This is a genomic window from Staphylococcus sp. Marseille-Q1834 (assembly GCF_916858875.1).
GTDB lineage: Bacteria > Bacillota > Bacilli > Staphylococcales > Staphylococcaceae > Staphylococcus > Staphylococcus pragensis.
This window is the reverse complement of the sequence record NZ_CAKASN010000001.1, coordinates 1,605,515-1,624,897: the sequence shown is the minus strand read 5'-3', so window position 1 is coordinate 1,624,897 and position 19,383 is coordinate 1,605,515. Positions and strand designations below refer to the sequence as shown.

25 protein-coding genes are annotated in these 19,383 nt (G+C 34.0%); 1 reads left to right on the top strand and 24 read right to left on the bottom strand.

Features of this window, described 5'->3' with window-relative positions; genetic code table 11:
* Positions 1-60: 60 nt before the first annotated feature.
* The 9 genes from LIX58_RS08045 to LIX58_RS08005 form a co-directional block, all read right to left on the bottom strand.
* Entirely contained in the window at positions 61-915 is an 855-nt protein-coding gene (locus LIX58_RS08045; protein WP_413470806.1) for an alpha/beta hydrolase, read from the bottom strand.
* Positions 916-1,042: 127 nt separating this feature from the next.
* Positions 1,043-2,455 (bottom strand): 6-phospho-beta-galactosidase, encoded by a 1,413-nt coding sequence (gene lacG, locus LIX58_RS08040; protein ID WP_154837829.1) that lies wholly within the window; start codon positions 2,453-2,455, stop codon positions 1,043-1,045.
* A 16-nt stretch (positions 2,456-2,471) separates the two neighbouring features.
* Positions 2,472-4,211, bottom strand: coding sequence for a lactose-specific PTS transporter subunit EIIC (locus LIX58_RS08035; RefSeq protein ID WP_226386280.1), 1,740 nt, complete (start codon positions 4,209-4,211; stop codon positions 2,472-2,474).
* A 2-nt stretch (positions 4,212-4,213) separates the two neighbouring features.
* Positions 4,214-4,528, bottom strand: coding sequence for a PTS lactose/cellobiose transporter subunit IIA (locus tag LIX58_RS08030; RefSeq protein ID WP_103297703.1), 315 nt, complete (start codon positions 4,526-4,528; stop codon positions 4,214-4,216).
* Between the two features lie 18 nt (positions 4,529-4,546).
* Positions 4,547-5,524, bottom strand: coding sequence for a tagatose-bisphosphate aldolase (gene lacD / locus LIX58_RS08025; protein ID WP_126565787.1), 978 nt, complete (start codon positions 5,522-5,524; stop codon positions 4,547-4,549).
* Between the two features lie 3 nt (positions 5,525-5,527).
* The gene (locus tag LIX58_RS08020) at positions 5,528-6,460 is read right to left on the bottom strand and encodes a tagatose-6-phosphate kinase (protein ID WP_154837663.1); all 933 of its coding nucleotides are present in this window, start codon (positions 6,458-6,460) and stop codon (positions 5,528-5,530) included.
* Between the two features lie 12 nt (positions 6,461-6,472).
* Positions 6,473-6,988 (bottom strand): galactose-6-phosphate isomerase subunit LacB, encoded by a 516-nt coding sequence (gene lacB, locus LIX58_RS08015; protein WP_103329023.1) that lies wholly within the window; start codon positions 6,986-6,988, stop codon positions 6,473-6,475.
* Between the two features lie 16 nt (positions 6,989-7,004).
* A complete protein-coding gene (gene lacA, locus LIX58_RS08010) occupies positions 7,005-7,433 on the bottom strand; it encodes a galactose-6-phosphate isomerase subunit LacA (protein WP_154837665.1) in 429 nt (142 codons plus the stop codon).
* A 246-nt stretch (positions 7,434-7,679) separates the two neighbouring features.
* Positions 7,680-8,435 carry a DeoR/GlpR family DNA-binding transcription regulator gene (locus LIX58_RS08005; protein WP_154837667.1) on the bottom strand — a complete coding sequence of 252 codons (756 nt, stop codon included), beginning with the start codon at positions 8,433-8,435 and terminating at the stop codon, positions 7,680-7,682.
* A 248-nt stretch (positions 8,436-8,683) separates the two neighbouring features.
* Between LIX58_RS08005 and LIX58_RS08000 the strand changes: the two genes are divergently transcribed.
* Positions 8,684-9,415 (top strand): NAD-dependent protein deacylase, encoded by a 732-nt coding sequence (locus tag LIX58_RS08000; RefSeq protein ID WP_154837669.1) that lies wholly within the window; start codon positions 8,684-8,686, stop codon positions 9,413-9,415.
* A 108-nt stretch (positions 9,416-9,523) separates the two neighbouring features.
* On the opposite strand, the gene rpsI is transcribed toward LIX58_RS08000, so the two are convergent.
* From rpsI to rplO, 15 genes are all read right to left on the bottom strand, one after another.
* Positions 9,524-9,916: a 30S ribosomal protein S9 gene (gene rpsI, locus LIX58_RS07995; protein ID WP_011275150.1), complete on the bottom strand. Its 393-nt coding sequence runs from the start codon at positions 9,914-9,916 to the stop codon at positions 9,524-9,526.
* Positions 9,917-9,935: 19 nt separating this feature from the next.
* Positions 9,936-10,373 (bottom strand): 50S ribosomal protein L13, encoded by a 438-nt coding sequence (rplM, locus tag LIX58_RS07990; RefSeq protein ID WP_103329027.1) that lies wholly within the window; start codon positions 10,371-10,373, stop codon positions 9,936-9,938.
* A 250-nt stretch (positions 10,374-10,623) separates the two neighbouring features.
* Positions 10,624-11,427 carry a tRNA pseudouridine(38-40) synthase TruA gene (truA, locus tag LIX58_RS07985; RefSeq protein ID WP_154837671.1) on the bottom strand — a complete coding sequence of 268 codons (804 nt, stop codon included), beginning with the start codon at positions 11,425-11,427 and terminating at the stop codon, positions 10,624-10,626.
* Positions 11,428-11,431: 4 nt separating this feature from the next.
* Positions 11,432-12,238: an energy-coupling factor transporter transmembrane component T family protein gene (locus tag LIX58_RS07980; RefSeq protein ID WP_154837673.1), complete on the bottom strand. Its 807-nt coding sequence runs from the start codon at positions 12,236-12,238 to the stop codon at positions 11,432-11,434.
* Entirely contained in the window at positions 12,228-13,091 is an 864-nt protein-coding gene (locus LIX58_RS07975; protein WP_154837675.1) for an energy-coupling factor transporter ATPase, read from the bottom strand. Before LIX58_RS07975 ends, LIX58_RS07980 begins: the two co-directional genes overlap by 11 nt.
* Positions 13,088-13,900, bottom strand: a complete 813-nt coding sequence (locus LIX58_RS07970; RefSeq protein WP_154837677.1) for an energy-coupling factor transporter ATPase — start codon at positions 13,898-13,900, stop codon at positions 13,088-13,090. The genes LIX58_RS07975 and LIX58_RS07970 overlap by 4 nt, the downstream gene beginning before the upstream one ends.
* 296 nt (positions 13,901-14,196) lie before the next feature.
* On the bottom strand, positions 14,197-14,568 hold the full coding sequence (rplQ, locus tag LIX58_RS07965) for a 50S ribosomal protein L17 (protein ID WP_011275144.1): 372 nt from the start codon (positions 14,566-14,568) through the stop codon (positions 14,197-14,199).
* A gap of 21 nt (positions 14,569-14,589) precedes the next feature.
* Positions 14,590-15,534 carry a DNA-directed RNA polymerase subunit alpha gene (locus tag LIX58_RS07960; protein WP_002448356.1) on the bottom strand — a complete coding sequence of 315 codons (945 nt, stop codon included), beginning with the start codon at positions 15,532-15,534 and terminating at the stop codon, positions 14,590-14,592.
* An 83-nt stretch (positions 15,535-15,617) separates the two neighbouring features.
* Positions 15,618-16,007 carry a 30S ribosomal protein S11 gene (gene rpsK, locus LIX58_RS07955; protein WP_000101625.1) on the bottom strand — a complete coding sequence of 130 codons (390 nt, stop codon included), beginning with the start codon at positions 16,005-16,007 and terminating at the stop codon, positions 15,618-15,620.
* A 23-nt stretch (positions 16,008-16,030) separates the two neighbouring features.
* Complete coding sequence (gene rpsM, locus LIX58_RS07950) at positions 16,031-16,396, bottom strand: 30S ribosomal protein S13 (RefSeq protein WP_126565798.1); 366 nt, start codon at positions 16,394-16,396, stop codon at positions 16,031-16,033.
* 22 nt (positions 16,397-16,418) lie between these two features.
* Positions 16,419-16,532 carry a 50S ribosomal protein L36 gene (gene rpmJ / locus LIX58_RS07945; RefSeq protein WP_001829709.1) on the bottom strand — a complete coding sequence of 38 codons (114 nt, stop codon included), beginning with the start codon at positions 16,530-16,532 and terminating at the stop codon, positions 16,419-16,421.
* Between the two features lie 31 nt (positions 16,533-16,563).
* Positions 16,564-16,782 (bottom strand): translation initiation factor IF-1, encoded by a 219-nt coding sequence (gene infA, locus LIX58_RS07940; protein ID WP_001829792.1) that lies wholly within the window; start codon positions 16,780-16,782, stop codon positions 16,564-16,566.
* Positions 16,783-16,980: 198 nt separating this feature from the next.
* Positions 16,981-17,631, bottom strand: coding sequence for an adenylate kinase (locus LIX58_RS07935; RefSeq protein ID WP_154837679.1), 651 nt, complete (start codon positions 17,629-17,631; stop codon positions 16,981-16,983).
* Between the two features lie 18 nt (positions 17,632-17,649).
* Complete coding sequence (secY, locus tag LIX58_RS07930; RefSeq protein ID WP_126565800.1) at positions 17,650-18,942, bottom strand: preprotein translocase subunit SecY; 1,293 nt, start codon at positions 18,940-18,942, stop codon at positions 17,650-17,652.
* Positions 18,942-19,382, bottom strand: a complete 441-nt coding sequence (gene rplO, locus LIX58_RS07925; protein WP_126565801.1) for a 50S ribosomal protein L15 — start codon at positions 19,380-19,382, stop codon at positions 18,942-18,944. The genes secY and rplO overlap by 1 nt, the downstream gene beginning before the upstream one ends.
* Position 19,383: the final 1 nt, after the last annotated feature.

Below are 19,383 nucleotides of genomic sequence, written 5' to 3'. Positions count from 1 at the left end.
AAAAAAGTAGACAATGCCTTGATTTTAATTTCTCGCGCTGTCTACTCTTTTTTTATTTCCTTATTTATTCCATAAGAACTTGATGATTTCATTCGCTACTTCTTTATTGTCGTGTAATTGACTATGTTGTGCTGATGGACCAGTATATTTAGATTCTTTATATGATTTAGGACTATCTTGTAATAAATACTTTAATGACTTAGATGAACTATTTGAGACACGTCCATCTGAATGTGTGCCATCTTGTAGGTCGCCATATATATTTAAAACATCGATATTTTTTCCTTTATAAATTTTTTTCAATCCTAATAATTCTTTATAGTTATCATTCAACTTATTAGGCTTACCATTTTTATCTACACTAATTTCATTAACCTTTTCATTAAGATTAAGTACACCATTATATGTACCTGCAATGTTAACTTCTTTTTGAAGTTGGGGTAATTGTTTATTATTACCATAATCTTTCATAAAATATGCAAATGATAAATTGCCCATTGAATGTGCGACAAAGTTATATTTAGTGAAACCGTATTGCACTTTTAACTCAGATAAGACATTCTTAATATTCGTTGCATTTTGATTAACATCGCCATTTTTATTATCTTCGAACACTACTTTAACAATTGGGTTTTGAGCATCGTTCGAAATAGTACCCTTGAAATGTACCTTACCTTGACTGTTCACTGTGGCAACAATGGCGTCTTTAGTCACATCTTTATCTATTGCTTGTTTCACCATATATTTTTCAGAGTTTTCACTACCTCCATATCCATGCATAAATAATGTCACTGTTTGATTTGTAAGCGCTGACGATTTTTGTGATTGTTGTTTCTCAGTTTGGCTACATCCTGCTACTAAAGCAGTCATTATAAACATTGTAAATATGAAATAAATCATTTTTCTTCTTGTCATTAACTTTAACGCCACCTGTTTATTTTTATTAATAAGTATAAACTAGCTTCTAGATATTGCCATCAATATATATAAAAAAGCCCCCTCTAATATCTGCTTGATATTAAAGGGAGATTATAATTAAAAATTATTTAATTTCTTTAGTTTTAGCTAATTCTTTATACCAATATGCGCTTTTCTTAGGATAGCGTTCTTGTGTATCAAAGTCGACATAGAATAAACCATAACGTTTTTCATAACCATTTGACCATGAGAAGACGTCCATTAATGACCAGATGAAGTAACCTTTTACGTTCGCACCATCACGAATAGCATCAGCGATTACTTCTAGATGTTTTTTCACATAATCGATACGTGCATCATCATCAACTGTTTTACGTTCAGTATCAAATTCATCTTTATATCCAAGACCATTTTCAGTGATATAAATTTTGTGATAGTTAGGATAATCTTTAACTACACGCATAATTTGATCGTATAAACCTTGAGGATAAATCATCCAGTCCCAATCAGTACGTGGTACATCAACATCAAATTCACGTTGACCTACGCCTTTAAGTTGATATTTAGAACCACCTTTGTCACCAGTAGCGTTATGAGTAATTTCAGATTCGCCATCATAGCCTTTCATCCAGTCACTCATGTAGTAATTGATACCTAAGAAGTCATTTAAATCTTTAGCTGCATCAAGAATTTGATAATCTTCTTCAGTTATATCTAATTTACCGCCGTTTACTGATAAAATGTGTTGAACACCTTCCATTGTTTCGCGAGAGTATTTACCTAAATATGTCGCATCTAGAATAAATTTGTTATGAATAATATCTTCTAGTTCTGCTGCTCTAACATCTTCAGGGTTAGAAGGATCGAATGGATATTTAGTAGGTAATGCGTGAACTACCCCTACTTCACCACTATATCCATTATCTTTAAATAATTTAACTGCACGTGCATGTGCTACCATCATATTATGATGAGATTGGAATACTTTTTCGAAATCATATTTAATTCCAGGAGGGAATTTACCAACTAAATATTGCCCATCTCCAATTGGTCCAATTTCATTAAAAGTAGTCCAATAGTTAACTTCTGAGAATTCTTCAAAACAGAATTTAGCATAATCTACGAAGTAATCAATTGTTTTACGATTTAAGAAATCGCCATCACTATGCAACGTTTCTGGAGTATCAAAGTGATGTAATGTTACAAATGGTTCAACATGACGTTTATGACACTCTTTAAATAAATTGTGGTAATATTCTACACCTTTAGGATTGACTTCGCCATATCCTTTAGGGAAAATACGTGACCAGGCAATTGAAATACGAATGCCATTCACACCAAATTGTTCACTTAATTCTAAATCTACTGGATATCTGTTATAGAAATCACTAGCTGGTTCAGCTGTATACCAATAATTTTCTTCAAGATAAGTGTCCCATGCTACACGACCTTTTCCGTCTGTTTGAGTCGCACCTTCAGCTTGATAGGCTGCTGTCGCACCACCAAAAATAAAATCTTCTGGTAATTTTTTCATTATACTTTCATCTCCTAAATTATTTTTCAAATTGTTGTTGAACGAAGTCTAATGCTGCTTTGCCATCTCGTGTTAAGTTGATGTATTCAACACCTTGAGTTTTAGCTAATTTAATACCTAAACGATCAGTATCTTGTTTAATGTCCTCGTAGTTTGAAGCCACTTGAGGCGCCAAGATAATTAAATGGTAATCTTTCATAATATCCATATGCGCACCGTAACCACCAGCTGCTGCTTTAACAGGTACATTATATTCTTCTGCTGCTTTATTAAGTGCGTTAGCTAATAAACCACTAGTTCCACCACCAGCACATAATACTAATACATTTGTTTGTTCAGTAATATTGTTTGAAGGTGAAGCTTCTTTTCCATTATCTGCTTGTAATGTTGCATCGTCTGCGCCAGCTGTTGCTAAAATTGCATCTGCTTTTTTAGTATCAAAATTAGCTGCCACTTTTTCTTTTAAATCATTATTTGTTACTTTTTTACCTAGTTCTTCTTCTAAAATTTGTTCATCATATACTTTGACGAATGGGTAATAAATAATGACGTCTACTACAATTAACACAATCGCTAATACGAATGACCAGAATGCAAAACCAGTACCCATCACGATACCTAATGGACCTGGAGTAGTCCAAGGTAAGAAGATACTAAAACTGTTCATTCCTAGTACATCTACGAAGAATTTAAAGATCCATACGTTTGCGATTGGCGCAAAGATAAATGGAATAAAGAATACTGGGTTTAATACTAATGGTGCACCGAATAAGATTGGTTCGTTTACACCAAAGAATGTAGGTACTACAGATGCTCTACCAATTGCTTTATTACGTTTCGATTTAGTTAACCACATGAACATAAAAGGCACAACTAAAGTTGCACCAGTACCACCCATAGTTACAACGAACATTTGTGTACCAGGTGTGATTACTTTATCTGCATGTTCACCTGCTTGAATTAAATGTAAGTTGGCTTCAAGGTTAGCATAAGTAATAGCTGCGATTGCAGGTTCAACAATAGATGGACCGTGAATACCTACAAACCAGAAGAATGCAAAGGCACCAAAGATGATAGTTACCCCAACCCATCCATCTGCTGCAGTAAATAATGGTTCAAATATTTTTAAAATACCATTTGCTACGTTAGTATTTACTGTGCCTCTCACAATTAAATCAAGTGCATAAAGAATAATCATAACCGCTGATAACGGGAAGATGTCTTTAAATACTTGTGAAATGTTTGGTGGAACTTCTTTTGGCATTTTGATTGTAATATCACGTTTAATAAAGAAGTTATATACAATTACAGTGACAAATGCTGCAAGAAAGGCTGTTAATAAACCTTTAGTTCCCATAAAGCCACTTAAGAATCCACCTTCTTTAGCTGGATCAGCAGCTAAGAATAAGAATCCACACATTGCTGCCATCATTGTTGAAATAAAGTTAATTTGATTTGTTTTTTCGAGTTTTCGGTTAAACGAATCGGTCAATGACTTGGCAGTCGTACCGGCGACAATGAAACCTACAATTCCCATCGTATAGTTATAAGGTTTCATTAAGATTCCTTCCATTGTTTTACTCCATGTAAAGCCAAATACATTCGGTACGTAAGTTACTAAGATAAAGATACTTGAGAACAAGATAATTGGAATTGCTGCTATAAATCCATCACGAATCGCTCTTAAATAAATATTACGAGATATTTTTTCAAAGAACGGCTTCCCTTTTTCTATCCATGCTATTAACTTATTCATCAGGGTCAACTCCCTCTTCTATATAATTCTATTAGGTGTTTGATTAAATCTTTTAATAATAATGTTGTCATTAAATGGTCTTGACCGTGCATCATAGTTACGCTATATGCAATGTCATCACCTTGCGCTTCTTTAGCTAATAAACTAGTTTGTGCTTTGTGCGCATTTGCGATACATTCATTAGCTTCTTCAGCAAGTTGCTCAGCTTTATCTAATTCACCATTTTTAGCAGCAGTTAAAGCTTCTAACAATTTAGAACGTGCATCGCCAGCATAAGCTACGATTTCAAAACCAAGTAATTGTACCTCTTCTCTATTCATATAGTTAACCTCCTTTAATTATTTAGATTTCCAAGATGTTGCTGTTGTTTCTAATACTTTATTTAAATCATCGATATTTTTAAATCCAGTAGTGCGTAACCATTCACGTGCTGCTTCTTCACCTTGTTCGATATAAACTTTTACCGCACCTGACCAAGTTGCACGTCCACAAAGTACACCATTGAATTTAGCGCCAGCTTCATGAGCAAATTTAAGTGTTTCTTGGAATAGTTCAGCAGTAACACCCGCACTTAAATAGATATATGGTAAATGTGTAGAAGCTTCTTGATCACGGAAGTGTTGTGCCGCTTCTTCTTTGCTATAAACCACTTCACCATCAGCAAAGCCTTCAACATAGTTCATATTGACTGGTACTTCAACTTTAAGTACATCAACATTGAATCTTTCTTCTGAGAATAACTTCATCGCTTCATTAACTTTACGAGGTTTTACTTTCGCAAATTCAGCACTTTTATTATCCGGAATGTTGTCATCATATGTTAAAACTTCTAAGAAGAATGGAATGTCTTCTGCTACACACTCAGATCCAATTCTTTCAATATATGCTTTCTTTTGAACATTGATTTCTTCTGAATCATCAACATCATAATAAAGTAAGAATTTAACAGCATTAGCGCCTTGTTCTTTTAAACGTTTTGCTGACCATTCAACTAAACAGTCAGGTAAACGACCTTTAGCATTTACGTCATAACCTGTTTTTTCATAAGCAAGTAATAAACCACATTCTTTATTACGTGCATCAGAAGCAGGTAATCCATATTCTGGATCTAAAAGAATTGATGATGCATATTGTGTTAATTCTTCAGATACAAGAACTTTTAATTGTTCGATTTGTTCAACAGTTGGTTCTTCAGTTTGATGTTCAGCCATCATTCTTTTTAAAGCACCACGTTGGTCAAATGCTAAAGCTGAGATAACCCCTTCTTTATTACTTAATTGCTCAATTGATGATAATTTTTGTTGTGATTTAGTCATGAATTACACCTCTATAACTTCAATTTGTTGGAATATTTCGTCAAATTTACTTACATTGATATGACCAGTTTGGCTTTCCATTGCATTTAACATGCCAAATGTATTTGCTTTTCTTAATAAATCCTTATCAGAATCTTGATGAATTAATCCTGACGTAATTCCTGCTACAGTTGAGTCACCAGAACCAACAGGATTTACTACTTTAATATTTGGAATGTTAACTTTATAGAACGTTTGATGATGTTTTGCGAAAGCACCGTCGCCACCTAAAGAAACGATAATCCATTCAATACCTTCAAAGATGGGTTGAGTGACTGCTTCTTTTAGACTATTTATATCTGTAGTAACAGTGGTTTGTAACAATTGTGATAATTCATCAATATTAGGTTTTATCACTGTAGGCTTACTATCGCTTAACAATACATCCATTAATGACTGACCTGAACTATCTAGGACAGTTGGTATGTGTTGTTGATTAGCTAATTGAATAATTTCTGCATAATAATCTGAGTTCAATCCTTTAGGTAAACTTCCTGACATAGCAATTGCATTAGCTTTGCTAAATAAATGACTTAAATGTGATTTGAAACCTTTAGCTTCTTCTTCACTAATTGAAGGGCCTTGTTCTAATATTTCAGTTTGTTGACCTTCATGTAAGATAGCAATACAGTTTCTTGTTTCACCTTTAATTTGGAAAAATGAATGTTGTATTTGGTTCTCATCAAGTTGATGTTCAATAAACTCACCTAACTGACCACCTAAAAATCCACTTGCTAAAACATCTTCACCAAATTCTGATAAAACACGTGTTACATTTAAACCTTTGCCTCCAGCAGTTTTACTTGTATTTGTCACTCTATTGACTGTATCAAGATTAAAGTGTTCCAAAGGATATGAAATATCTACAGAAGGATTAAGTGTTAATGTTAAAATCATGATAGTCCACCTTTAATCGTGATATTCACCTTTGTTCCATTTTTCTAAAAATTCATCAAAGAAGTGAGGATCAGCTTGTTTATCATTATGTGCTTCTAAATGTTCGATTTTAGCGATTAATTTTTTATTTTCCTCAGTAGGTTTATATTCCGCTTTAATGAATGCGTCTACGATATCGAAGATAAATAATTCTCCTACGACTTTACCGCCGAAGCTTACAACGTTTGCATTTAATTCTTCTTTAGAATATAAAGCTGTAGTCATATCACGAACTAATGCAGTTCTTACGCCTGGCACTTTGTTCGCAGCATTACTAATACCTACACCTGTTCCACAGATACATACACCTAAATCCGCTTCTCCACTTGTTACAGCTTCGCCAACTTTTTTACCAAAGATTGGATAGTGTGTTCTTGTAAAATCGTATGTACCTACATCAATTACTTCATGTCCTTGTTCTTTTAAATGTTTAGAAACTGCCATTTTTGTATCTGTTACAATATGATCGCAACCAATAGCTATTTTCATTTTATTATCCTCCCAATTAACACATTTTATTTAACATATCTACTCTGATTTGATGACGTCCGCCGTCATAGTGACCTTCAACAAATTCTTTTGCGACATTTTGAGCTAATGTATCCCCAACAATTTGTTCACCCATGGTAATCATACGTGCATTATTATGACCACGTGTCATATATGCAGAACGTTCATCAGACACTTGTGCAGCAATCATGCCTTTAACTTTAGTAGCAACCATGAAACTTCCTGCACCATAGGCATCAATTGCAATTCCTAAGTTCTCATCATTTTTTTGAACTTCATGTACAACTGCTAGTGTTGAATCCACAAAATCTAATTCTTTACCTTCAGTTACATCAAGCACATCATGATTGTTTTCTTTTAAAAATGTTTTAACAACACCTTTCAATCTTTTGCCATCTACATCTGAACCAATAATAATTGTCATAGTAATTCTCCTTTTTAAGATGATATCTTTCCACAGCATTATGTTTATTTGTTGTGTGAAAAAGCGCTTTCAAATCTTTACGATTAAATTATAAACATAAACAAATAATCAACAATAAATGTTTGAATATTGTTTGATATTTAGTTGTTTTAAACAAAATAATGTATTTCTGTGTTTAATTAAACTTTTATAAACTAAAAAAATCCTAAGATTGTTTACTTTCAAACAATCTTAGGATTTCTTTATTTAATAAATTACTTCTGTATGTAATTGTAATTTCGAAACACTTTCTTCATCATCGGTATCAAGGACAACTGCAGTTAAGTCTTCTAATTTACACAACTGCGTAAAGTCTTCTTTTCCAATTTTTGAAGAATCAATAAGTAAATATTTTTCTACCGATCGTTCTAATGCGATTTGTTGTGTATAAGCTTCATCAATAGTAGAGGTAAGTACATCTGCCTCTTTAATACCATTACAACTAAAGAACATCTTGCTAAAGCGTTTCGTTTTAAGTAAGGTATTCGTCATTTCTCCAACAAACGATTCCGTAAGTTCTCGCATTTCCCCGCCAAGCAAATACACTTTGAAATCTATCGAACGCTTTTTAAACAATATTTTAAATACCGGGAAACAGTTTGTAATAACCGTCAGCGATTGATGTTCCATCACCTCAGCTAGAAATTCTATCGTTGTTCCTGGCCCTAAGAATATTGTGTCACCTTCTTCAATGAGTTTAGCAGCTTTTCGAGCTACAACTCGTTTTTCTTCTTTATTCTGTGTATGTTTTTCTTGATGTGATTTCTCCTTAAATTGAAAGACTGAATTACTTCTCGCCCCGCCATGAATTTTAGTTAATAGTCCTTTTTCTTCTAATTCAGCTAAATCACGTCGAACTGTCATATCAGACACATTAAGTTCCTCAACGATTTCGTTAGTTCTAACCGTTCCTTTTTGATTTACGAGTTTAGTAATTTCATCTAAACGATCGTATTTATTCATTCAATTCCTCACTTCCCCCAATTACTATTAATTTTTATTTTGAAAATGCCTAATCGTTTTAGACATGTAGTTTAAAGATTTTCAGCGCATACTAATTTTATACCATTGAGCGATTGAACTCTAATATTTTTATATCATAACTTTTAATTATGGCAGAATTTAATAAAATGTTATTTTGAAATGTGTGTACTATAATATATAAAGTGAAGGTTATTCAGTAAATTAATACTTTTAATGAGGTGACAACTTTGGCTAATAAAATTGAAAAACTCAAAAAAATTATAGATAACTCAAATAAAATTGTCTTCTTTACTGGTGCAGGCGTGTCAGTAGCGAGCGGTATTCCCGATTTCCGTTCAATGGGAGGATTGTTTGACGAAATTTCAAAAGATGGCTATTCACCAGAATATTTATTAAGTATAGATCATCTTAATGATAATAAAGAAAGTTTCATTGATTTCTATCATAAACGCCTACTCGTTGCAGATAAGAAACCCAACATCGTTCATGAATGGATTGCCGAACTTGAAAAAGAAGGAAAGTCATTAGGTGTAATCACTCAAAATATCGATGGCTTACATGAAGATGCTGGAAGTCAAAATATTGATGAAATCCATGGTACATTGAATCGATTTTATTGTATTAAATGTGGTGAAGAATATTCTAAATCACATGTAATGGATCATCATTTAAGATACTGTGAAAAATGTGGTGAAGTCATTCGTCCAGATATCGTATTATATGGCGAAATGTTAGATCAACCTACTGTGTTTAAAGCACTTGATAAAATTCAAAAAGCAGATACTGTCATTGTATTAGGATCATCACTTGTAGTACAACCAGCTGCTGGATTTATTTCAAACTTTACCGGAGATAATTTAGTCATTATAAATCGAGATAAAACACCATATGATAGAAAAGCAGATTTAGTCATTCATAATGATATGACAGAAGTAGTCGAAGAAGTATTTAAAAGGTAAAATGTTATTCAAAGGCTAGAGGTTTTAAGAATCTCTAGCTTTTTTGTATACAAAAAAGCACTTCTCGAAATTGAGAAGTGCTTGATAAAAACATGTTCGTTTCCAATCTTAACGTTTTGAGAATTGTGGAGAACGACGTGCTTTTTTAAGACCTGGTTTTTTACGTTCTTTCATACGTGGGTCACGAGTTAATAAACCTGCACGTTTTAAAGAACCTCTGTATTCAGGATCTGCTTCTAATAATGCACGAGCGATTCCGTGACGGATAGCTTGAGCTTGTCCAGTGAAACCACCACCGTGTACGTTAACTAATACATCATAGTTACCTTTAGTTTCAGTAACATCGAATGGTTGGTTTAAGTCTAAGATTAATGATTCGAATGGTAAGTACTCACGTACGTCACGTTCGTTTACTGTGATATTACCTTCACCTGGTACTAAACGTACACGTGCTACTGAGTTTTTACGACGGCCTGTACCTCTATATTCAACTTGTGCCAATGTAATTTCCTCCTTTTAATTAACCACGTAACTCGTAGTTTTCTGGTTGTTGTGCAGCGTGTGGGTGTTCAGCGCCACGATATACAAATAATTTTTTACCTTGTTTTTCACCTAAACGTGAACTTGGTAACATACCTTTGATAGAAGTTTCAAGTAAACGTTCTGGGTTATTACGTTTTAACTCACCAGCAGTAACTGATTTGATACCGCCTGGGTGGTTAGAGTGACGATAGTAAATTTTATCTGATTCTTTTTTACCAGTTAATTCGATTTTTTCAGCGTTGATGATGATTACATAGTCACCTGTGTCAACGTGTGGTGTATAAGTTACTTTATTTTTACCGCGTAAGATAGATGCTACTTCTGATGATAAACGACCTAATGTTTGGCCTTCAGCATCAATAACATACCATTTGCGCTCAATGTTTGATTCATTTGCCATAAATGTTTGACGCATAATAATTGTCCTCCTAAAAATAAATGCTTCGTCTTAGATTGCAGGTACTCATCGCAGTCGAACCTACGAACGAGGCCTGCAACCTAGTAAATTCTGTTACGATTTTAAAGCGTAAATGTTCATTTATTTTATCCTGTATAATCTGCTTATATATCTTGTAACACAATAAGTTTCCGGGGCTTATCGTGGGATGATATAAAACAATACCGTTAACTATGTTATATTTTTTACTCTTGTTTGTCAATGCAAATTAGTGATTTTGTAACGATTTTTTATAATGAATTTTTATATCGTTTCCAAAGTCGCTAATAAGCTCTTCTGGAGCTAAATAAATCTTTTCTAAGTACAGTCCTTCTGCCGGTGCTGTAAATGGTACGTTATTACGATTTTTTTCTTTTAAAAGTGTTGGCACCTCGTCAGGTTGGCGTTTACCTTTTCCAACTTCAATAAGAAATGCTACTAATACGCGCACCATATTATATAAAAAGCCCGATCCTGTAACGATGTAGTCAAAGCCTTCAGCAGTCTTCACTATTTCGCTTTGATACAATGTACGTTCTTTACTTTCTACTTCTGTCTTTTGAGAACAAAATCCTGTGAAATCATGTGTGCCAATAAAGTGTTGTGCCGCTTCGTTCATCTTTTCAAAATCTAAATCATCTTTAATGAAAGTCTTTAATCCACTTTCGAATGGATTGCGATGTTCGGCTTGATAGACTTTATAACGATATCGTTTGCCAACGCAGTCATAACGGCAATGAAATTCTTCATCGACTTGTTGCACCTCTTTAACATAAATATCGTCAGGTAACGCACTATTCATGGCATACTTCCACTGCTGAGGCGCAATATTTAATTCAGTATCGAAGTGGAAATACTGTTCATAGGCATGTACACCACGGTCTGTACGGCTCGAAGGATGAATGCGTACATGACGACGGTGCATACGTTTTAATATTTTTTCAAATTGTTGCTGGACTGTTCGTCCTTGCTGTTGAATTTGAAAGCCTAAAAATTGACTTCCTTGGTACGAAATATTGACTAGAATTCGCACGATATTACACTCCAATATATTTTAATATAAATAGTACAATAGCTATCGGAACGATGCTTAATAAACAAATCGTATCTCTTAAGCTCCATTGTAATTTTCTATAGCTTGTTCTTTTAATATTAGCGTCATACCCACGCACTTCCATTGCAATTGCGAGTTCCTCTGCTCTTTGAAAAGCCGAAATAAATAATGGAATCATTAAAGGTATAAATGCTTTAATACGCATTGTAAGACTACCTGAACTAATTTCAGAGCCACGTGACTTCTGAGCTAGGATAATTTTATCTAATTCATCCATTAACGTTGGAATAAATCTTAGAGCAATAGACATAATCATGCTTAGTTGATGCACAGGTACTTTAAACCACTTGAGTGGGGTTAATAACTTTTCAAAAGCATCGGTTAAATCAATTGGACTTGTAGAAAGTGTCATAATTGTCGCAATCATAACAATAGTGATTAAACGTAAAGAGATAAAAATACCTTCTAGTACACCTTCACTATCAATCTTAATAAACCCAAAGTCTATTAACCTCGTACCGCCATGGGTAAAGAAGATGTGCATTAAAAAAGTAAATATTAAAAAAATAAAAATAGGTGTTAATCCTTTAATTAAGAACCAAAGTTTAATTTTTGATAGCATCATAATAAGTAATATTAATAATATAATCCAACCGAATGTCGCAAACGAATGAGCGAAGAAGATGAGCACAATGAACAAGAAAGCAAATATTATCTTTGCTCTTGGATCTAAGTGATGTACCCATGAATCTAGAGGAAGATAGCGTCCAATAATTAGTTTATTTTTCATGTTGATGCCACTCCTGATATAGTTTTACAAATTCTTCTTCAGTTAAAGCTACGTCACTTAACTCTGTTTGATACTTACTTTCAAGGTCTTTTTGTAAGCGAACGATATCTGGTAACGCAATATGCCATTCATTAAGTTGCGCTTCGTGCTTAAATAACTTTCTTGGAGATACTTGTTCCGCTATGCTTCCTTCTTTCATCACAATGATTTCATCAGCATATTTAGCCACATCATTCATATCATGAGAAACAAGAATAATCGTCTTATTATGTTCAAGTTGTATTTTTTTAAATAATTCCATCACTTGGTGACGACTTTTAGGATCTAGCCCTGCTGTGGGCTCATCCAATACAATAACATCTGGATTCATTGCTAAAATAGAAACAATTGCAATCTTACGCATTTGTCCTCCTGACATTTGGAATGGAGACAAAGCCATGACATCTCTAGAAAAGCCAAGTTCTAATAATAAATCATATGCACGTGCTTTAACTTGTTCTATGTCCATTTTAAAGTTACGTGGACCAAACTCAATCTCTCGTTCTACGTTGTCCTCGAAAAGTTGAGATTCAGGAAATTGAAACACTAATCCTACCTTTTGGCGTAGCGCTCTAATATATTTATCTTTAGTTTTATGGGTGATAGTAAAATCGTTAAATTCTATAGACCCTGTTGTTGGTTTTAGTAAGCCATTAAAGTGTTGAATCAGAGTAGATTTCCCACTTCCAGTTTGACCTACAATCGCATAATATTTCCCTTGTTCTAAAGTCAGATTGATATCTTTTAATGCTGGATATTCATAAGGGGTCCCAATTTGATAAGTATAAGTCACATCATTAAATGTAATCGTCATAATTTATCTACCAACCCTTCATAGGTAGTATACTCATCTTTAAATCCTAATAGTTGATTCATTTTCATAGAGAAAGGTAAATCTAATCCAATCTCTTTCAATTCATGAACATCTTTAAAGATAGATTGAGGCGTACCTTCTTTATACACTTGCCCTTGATTCATTACTACCATATAGTCACCTTCCATGGCTTCTGTTAAGTCATGGGTAATTGAAATAATTGTCACATCTTTTTCTTGCTTCACTTTATGAATGAGTTTAAGGAGTGATTGTTTAGCGGAAGGATCTAACATCGATGTGGCTTCATCAAGAATAATTACTGAAGGACTTAATGCTAAAACGCCAGCAATCGCTACTCTTTGCTTTTGTCCACCTGATAAAGATTGAGGTTCATAATCTTCATAGTCTAACATCCCAACATCTTCCAATGCCTGGTTTACAATTTCATGCATTGCTTCATGAGGAATTGAATGATTCTCAAGACCAAATGCAACATCATATTTCACAATTGATCCTACAAATTGATTCTCAGGGTTTTGAAAAACAATTCCAATATGATTTCTTATGTCTCTGAGATTGTCTTCTGTCAACTTCTGGTTGTTGAAATAAATATTTCCCTCAGTAGCTGTTTCAATGCCAACGATAAGTTTAGCAAGTGTTGATTTACCAGATCCATTATGTCCTACAATTGACGTCCACTTATTTTTAGGGATAGTGAAGGAAACATCTTTTAGTGTGAAGGATGAATCTCCTTGATATCGAAAGTCAACATGCTTAAGCTCAATTATATTCTGTCGTTGTACCTCCACTGTGTTTGTCCTCCTAAAAATATATTTATTATCATATTTTACATGATTACTTGCATTCTGTATATGAGCGAATCACAAAGCATAAATAAAAGAGAGACATGGAAATATCTATGTCTCTCTTTAGGGATTATATAAAATAAAAAAGCGCGCACCCCATCATATTTTAGTTGAGTTCACGCTTTAAAATAATATTTAATTGATGGGGCACTCTGAGCTAGACAATATTTGTATGTGGCAAACATTATCGTTGCACTCATTTGCTTTAATATAAGTAGTTAGTGTATTTATATATAGAATTAATCTACTAATTCGATAATAACTGATTCAGCACCGTCACCACGACGAGGGCCTACTTTAAGGATGCGAGTGTAACCACCTTGACGTTCTGTATAACGTTCAGCAATTTCACCAAATAATTTTTGAAGTGCAGTTTGTGTAGTTTCATCTTCGTTTAAGATTTCAACATTACGTAATGTTTTAGCAGCATTACGACGAGAAGCTAAATCTCCTTTTTTACCTAAAGTGATTAATTTCTCAACAACACTACGAACTTCTTTTGCACGAGCTTCTGTAGTTTCAATGCGTTCACTAACGATAAGTGAAGTAGCTAAGTCACGTAACATAGCTTTACGTTGATCAGAAGTACGACCTAATTTTCTGTAACCCATGAGTTGACCTCCTTTAACTTATTAATCTTCTTTTCTTAAACCTAATCCTAAATCTTCTAATTTGTATTTAACTTCTTCAAGAGATTTACGACCTAAATTACGCACTTTCATCATATCAGCTTCTGATTTGTCAGCTAATTCTTGTACAGAATTGATTCCTGCGCGTTTTAAACAGTTATATGAACGTACTGATAAGTCTAATTCTTCGATAGACATTTCAAGTACTTTTTCTTTTTGGTCTTCTTCTTTTTCAATCATGATTTCAGCATTTTGAGCTTCATCAGTAAGACCAACGAAAATATTTAAATGTTCAGTCATAATTTTAGCAGCTAATGATACTGACTCTTGTGGAGTGATTGAACCATTAGTCCAAACATCTAAAGTTAATTTATCAAAATCACTACTTTGACCTACACGTGTATTTTCAACTGTATAGTTAACACGTTCAACAGGTGAATATAGTGAATCAACAGGAATTACACCAATTGGTAAATCACTAGTATTATTTTGTTCTGCTAATGCGTAACCTCTACCCTTATTAGCAACAAGACGAATTTTTAAATGTCCACCTTTAGACACTGTTGCGATTTTAAGTTCTGGGTTTAGAACTTCAACATCACTATCATGCGTAATGTCACTTGCAGTTACTTCGCCTTCATCTCTAACATCGATTTCTAATGTTTTATCTTCTTCAGAATAGATTTTAAGCGCTAATTTTTTGATGTTCATAATAATAGTTGAAACATCTTCAACGACATTATCTATAGCTGAGAATTCGTGTAAAACACCTTCGATCTCAATGTACTTAACGGCAGCACCTGGTAATGAAGATAGTAGGATACGACGTAAGGAGTTTCCTAGTGTAGTACCGTAGCCACGTTCAAGTGGTTCAACAACGAACTTACCGAATTTAGCATCTTCACTAATTTCAATTGTCTCAATTCTAGGTTTTTCAATTTCTATCATTTACAAAAATCCTCCTTAAATACGTCGACTTATTTTTTAAACTGTTTCGCTCAGTGACCTGTAACAATAACAATCATTAAAAATTAGACGCGACGACGTTTTGGTGGACGACAACCGTTGTGTGGTACTGGAGTAACGTCTCTGATTGCAGTTACTTCTAAACCAGCTGATTGTAATGCACGGATAGCTGATTCACGACCAGGTCCAGGTCCTTTTACTGTAACTTCTACAGTTTTTAAACCATGTTCCATTGCTGATTTTGAAGCAGTTTCAGATGCCATTTGAGCTGCGAATGGTGTTGATTTTTTAGATCCTTTGAAACCTAATGCACCAGCTGATGACCAAGATAAAGCATTACCAAATTCATCAGTGATAGTTACGATTGTATTATTGAATGTTGAACGGATGTGAGCTACACCATTTTCAATATTCTTTTTAACTCTACGTTTACGAGATACTTGTTTACGTGCCATTTATATTTTGCCTCCTTTACCTATTATTTTTTCTTGTTAGCTACAGTTTTAACTGGGCCTTTACGAGTACGAGCGTTGTTTTTAGTTTTTTGTCCACGAACTGGTAAACCACGACGGTGACGGATACCACGGTATGATGAAATTTCCATCAAACGTTTGATATTTAAGTTTTGTTCACGACGTAAGTCACCTTCAACTTTATAACCGTCTACAACTTCACGGATACGACCTAATTCGTCATCTGTTAAATCTTTTACGCGTGTGTCAGCTGATACGTTAGCATCTTCAACGATTTTTTTAGCTGTTGAAGTACCGATACCGTATACATAAGTTAATGAAATAACAACGCGTTTTTCACGTGGAATATCTACTCCTGCAATACGTGCCATATATATTTACACCTCTCTTTTATTAACCTTGTCTTTGTTTGTGCTTAGGATTGTCACAAATTACCATTACTTTACCTTTACGTTTAATGACTTTACATTTTTCGCAAATTGGTTTAACTGATGGTCTTACTTTCATTTTTATACCTCCCTATATTATGGAGTGACGATTATTTATAACGATAAGTAATTCTACCGCGTGATAAATCATACGGAGACATTTCTACAGTTACTTTGTCGCCAGGTAGAATTCGAATATAATTCATTCTAATTTTACCACTAACATGCGCTAAAATTTCATGACCATTTTCTAATTCTACTTTAAACATAGCATTTGGTAAAGTATCAAGTACTGTACCTTCTAATTCAATTACATCTTGTTTCGCCATTGATTAACTTCCCCCTTTTTACAATAGTAAGGTAATCGTCAATAGACAACTTCAACGATACGAATCTAATATAGTGACTAGTTATTATAAGTTTAACAAAATGCGGGAATTATTATCGTCTTTCGACACTCAGAAAATTAATTCTTGCCAGAGAAACCTAATCAAAATTCACTTACACATAGACCGTACTAAGTTGATCTATTTTAATTGATCTAAGATATCAATGACATCTTTGGTTACTTGATCAATATCTTTCGCACCGTCAATGTTTTTCAATACACCTTTTTCTTCATAGTACTCTAAAATAGGTTTAGATTGTTTAACATTCACGCTTAAACGATTAGATACTGTTTCTGGATTATCATCTTCACGTTGATAAAGCTTTCCACCATCGATATCACATACACCATCAACCTTTGGAGGATTAAATACAAGATGATAAGTTGTACCACATTTCTCACAGATACGACGACCTGTAAGACGATTCATTAATTCTTCCTCAGGAACTTCGATGTTAATTACAGCATCAATGTTTCTACCAAGCTCAGACATAATATTATTTAATGCCTCAGCTTGATCGATTGTTCTAGGGAAACCATCTAATAAGAATCCTTTTTTTGCATCGTCTTCAGAGATTCTTTCTTTAACGATACCTACAGTAACTTCATCAGGGACTAATTCTCCACGATCCATGTAAGATTTAGCTTCTTTTCCTAAATCTGTTTCATCTTTAATCGCTTTTCTGAACATGTCACCAGTAGATATATGTGGTATTGGGAATTTCTTAACAATTTCACTCGCTTGAGTTCCTTTACCTGCGCCAGGTAAACCCATTAAAATGATATTCATAAATTGCCCTCCTACAAATTATCTACCACCAAAGCCTTTATATTCTTTCTGACTCACTTGGGCTTCAAGTGATTTCATAGTTTCAATTGCTACACCAATAACGATTAATAAACTTGTACCACCAATTTGAATCGATTGAGGTAAGTTCATAAACTTAGTAGCTAAAATTGGTAAGATAGCAATAACAGCTAAGAAAATAGAGCCTACAAAAGTTAAGCGATAAAGTACTTTAGTAATATATTTTTTCGTTTGGTCACCAGGTCTAATTCCTGGTACATAGCTACCTTGTTTCTTCAAGTTATCTGCCATTTTTTCAGGATTAACTTGAACAAAGGCATAGAAATAAGTAAATGCAATAATTAAAATTACATAAACTATCATGCCGTAAGTGTTTGAAGGGTTAGCATATTCAGATATTGTTTGCGCCCAGTCAGCTTTAGGGAAGAACAGTGTTAATGTTCTTGGCAATAGGAAAAATGCCATCGCAAAGATTACTGGGATAACCCCTGCTGAGTTAACTTTTAAAGGTAGATAAGTTGCCTGTGAACCTAATCTTTGACCTGTTTGTTTTTTTGCATATTGAATCGGAATTTTACGTTTAGCTTCTAATACGTAAATTGCTCCCATTGTTAGCAAAATTAAACCGACAATTAACCCAATTACTTTTAACCATGCCAACGTTGTATCATCATTACCAACAAATGCCTGTTGTGCAAATTGGATAATTGATGATGGTAATGTTGACAAGATACCAGCGAAGATAATAATTGAAATACCATTACCAACGCCAAATTGAGTGATTTGGTCACCAAGCCAAATTAAAAATGCAGTTCCTGCTGTTAATACAATAGCAATCAATAAATAACTCATGACAGATTGATGAATAATTAATCGACCGCCAAGATAGTTATTAAATTGAAATGCCATACCAATTGACTGAATAAAAGCCAATATGATAGCGAAATAACGTGTTACATTGCTAAGTTTTCTTTTACCTACTTCACCTTGTTTTGCCCATTCAGAGAACTTAGGCACAATATCCATCTGTAACAATTGCATTACGATAGATGCTGTGATGTAGGGCATAATACCCATAGCAAATATTGAAAAGTTCTTTAAGGCTCCGCCACCAAACGTGTTAAGAAGAGCAGCGACACCTTGATCAGAACCTTGTTGTTCAAAAGGCTCTGGATTTACACCAGGAGCCGGAATATAAGTTCCTATTTTGAATATAACTAACATTGCTAAGGTAAAGAAAATCTTATTTCGAACTTCTTTAGTTTTAAAGAAGCTCACTAGCGTTTGGAACATTAGATCACCTCGTGTGCTCCACCTTTAGCATCGATAGCTTCAACTGCTGAAGCTGAGAATTTGTGAGCTTTCACTGTTAACTTTTTGTCAAGTGAACCATTACCTAGTACTTTAATACCAGATTTTTCATTCTTAACTACACCAGTTTCTACTAATAAAGCTGGAGTTACTTCAGTACCATCTTCAAATTTATTAAGTTGGTCTAAGTTAACAATAGCATATTCTTTACGGTTGATGTTAGTGAAACCTCGTTTTGGTAAACGACGGAATAAAGGTAATTGACCACCTTCGAATCCAGGTCTTACGCCACCACCTGAACGTGCTTTTTGACCTTTTTGACCGCGACCACTAGTTTTACCATTACCTGTACCAGCACCACGACCAACACGGTTACGTACACGACGTGAACCTTCAGCTGCTTTTAACTCATGTAATTTCATT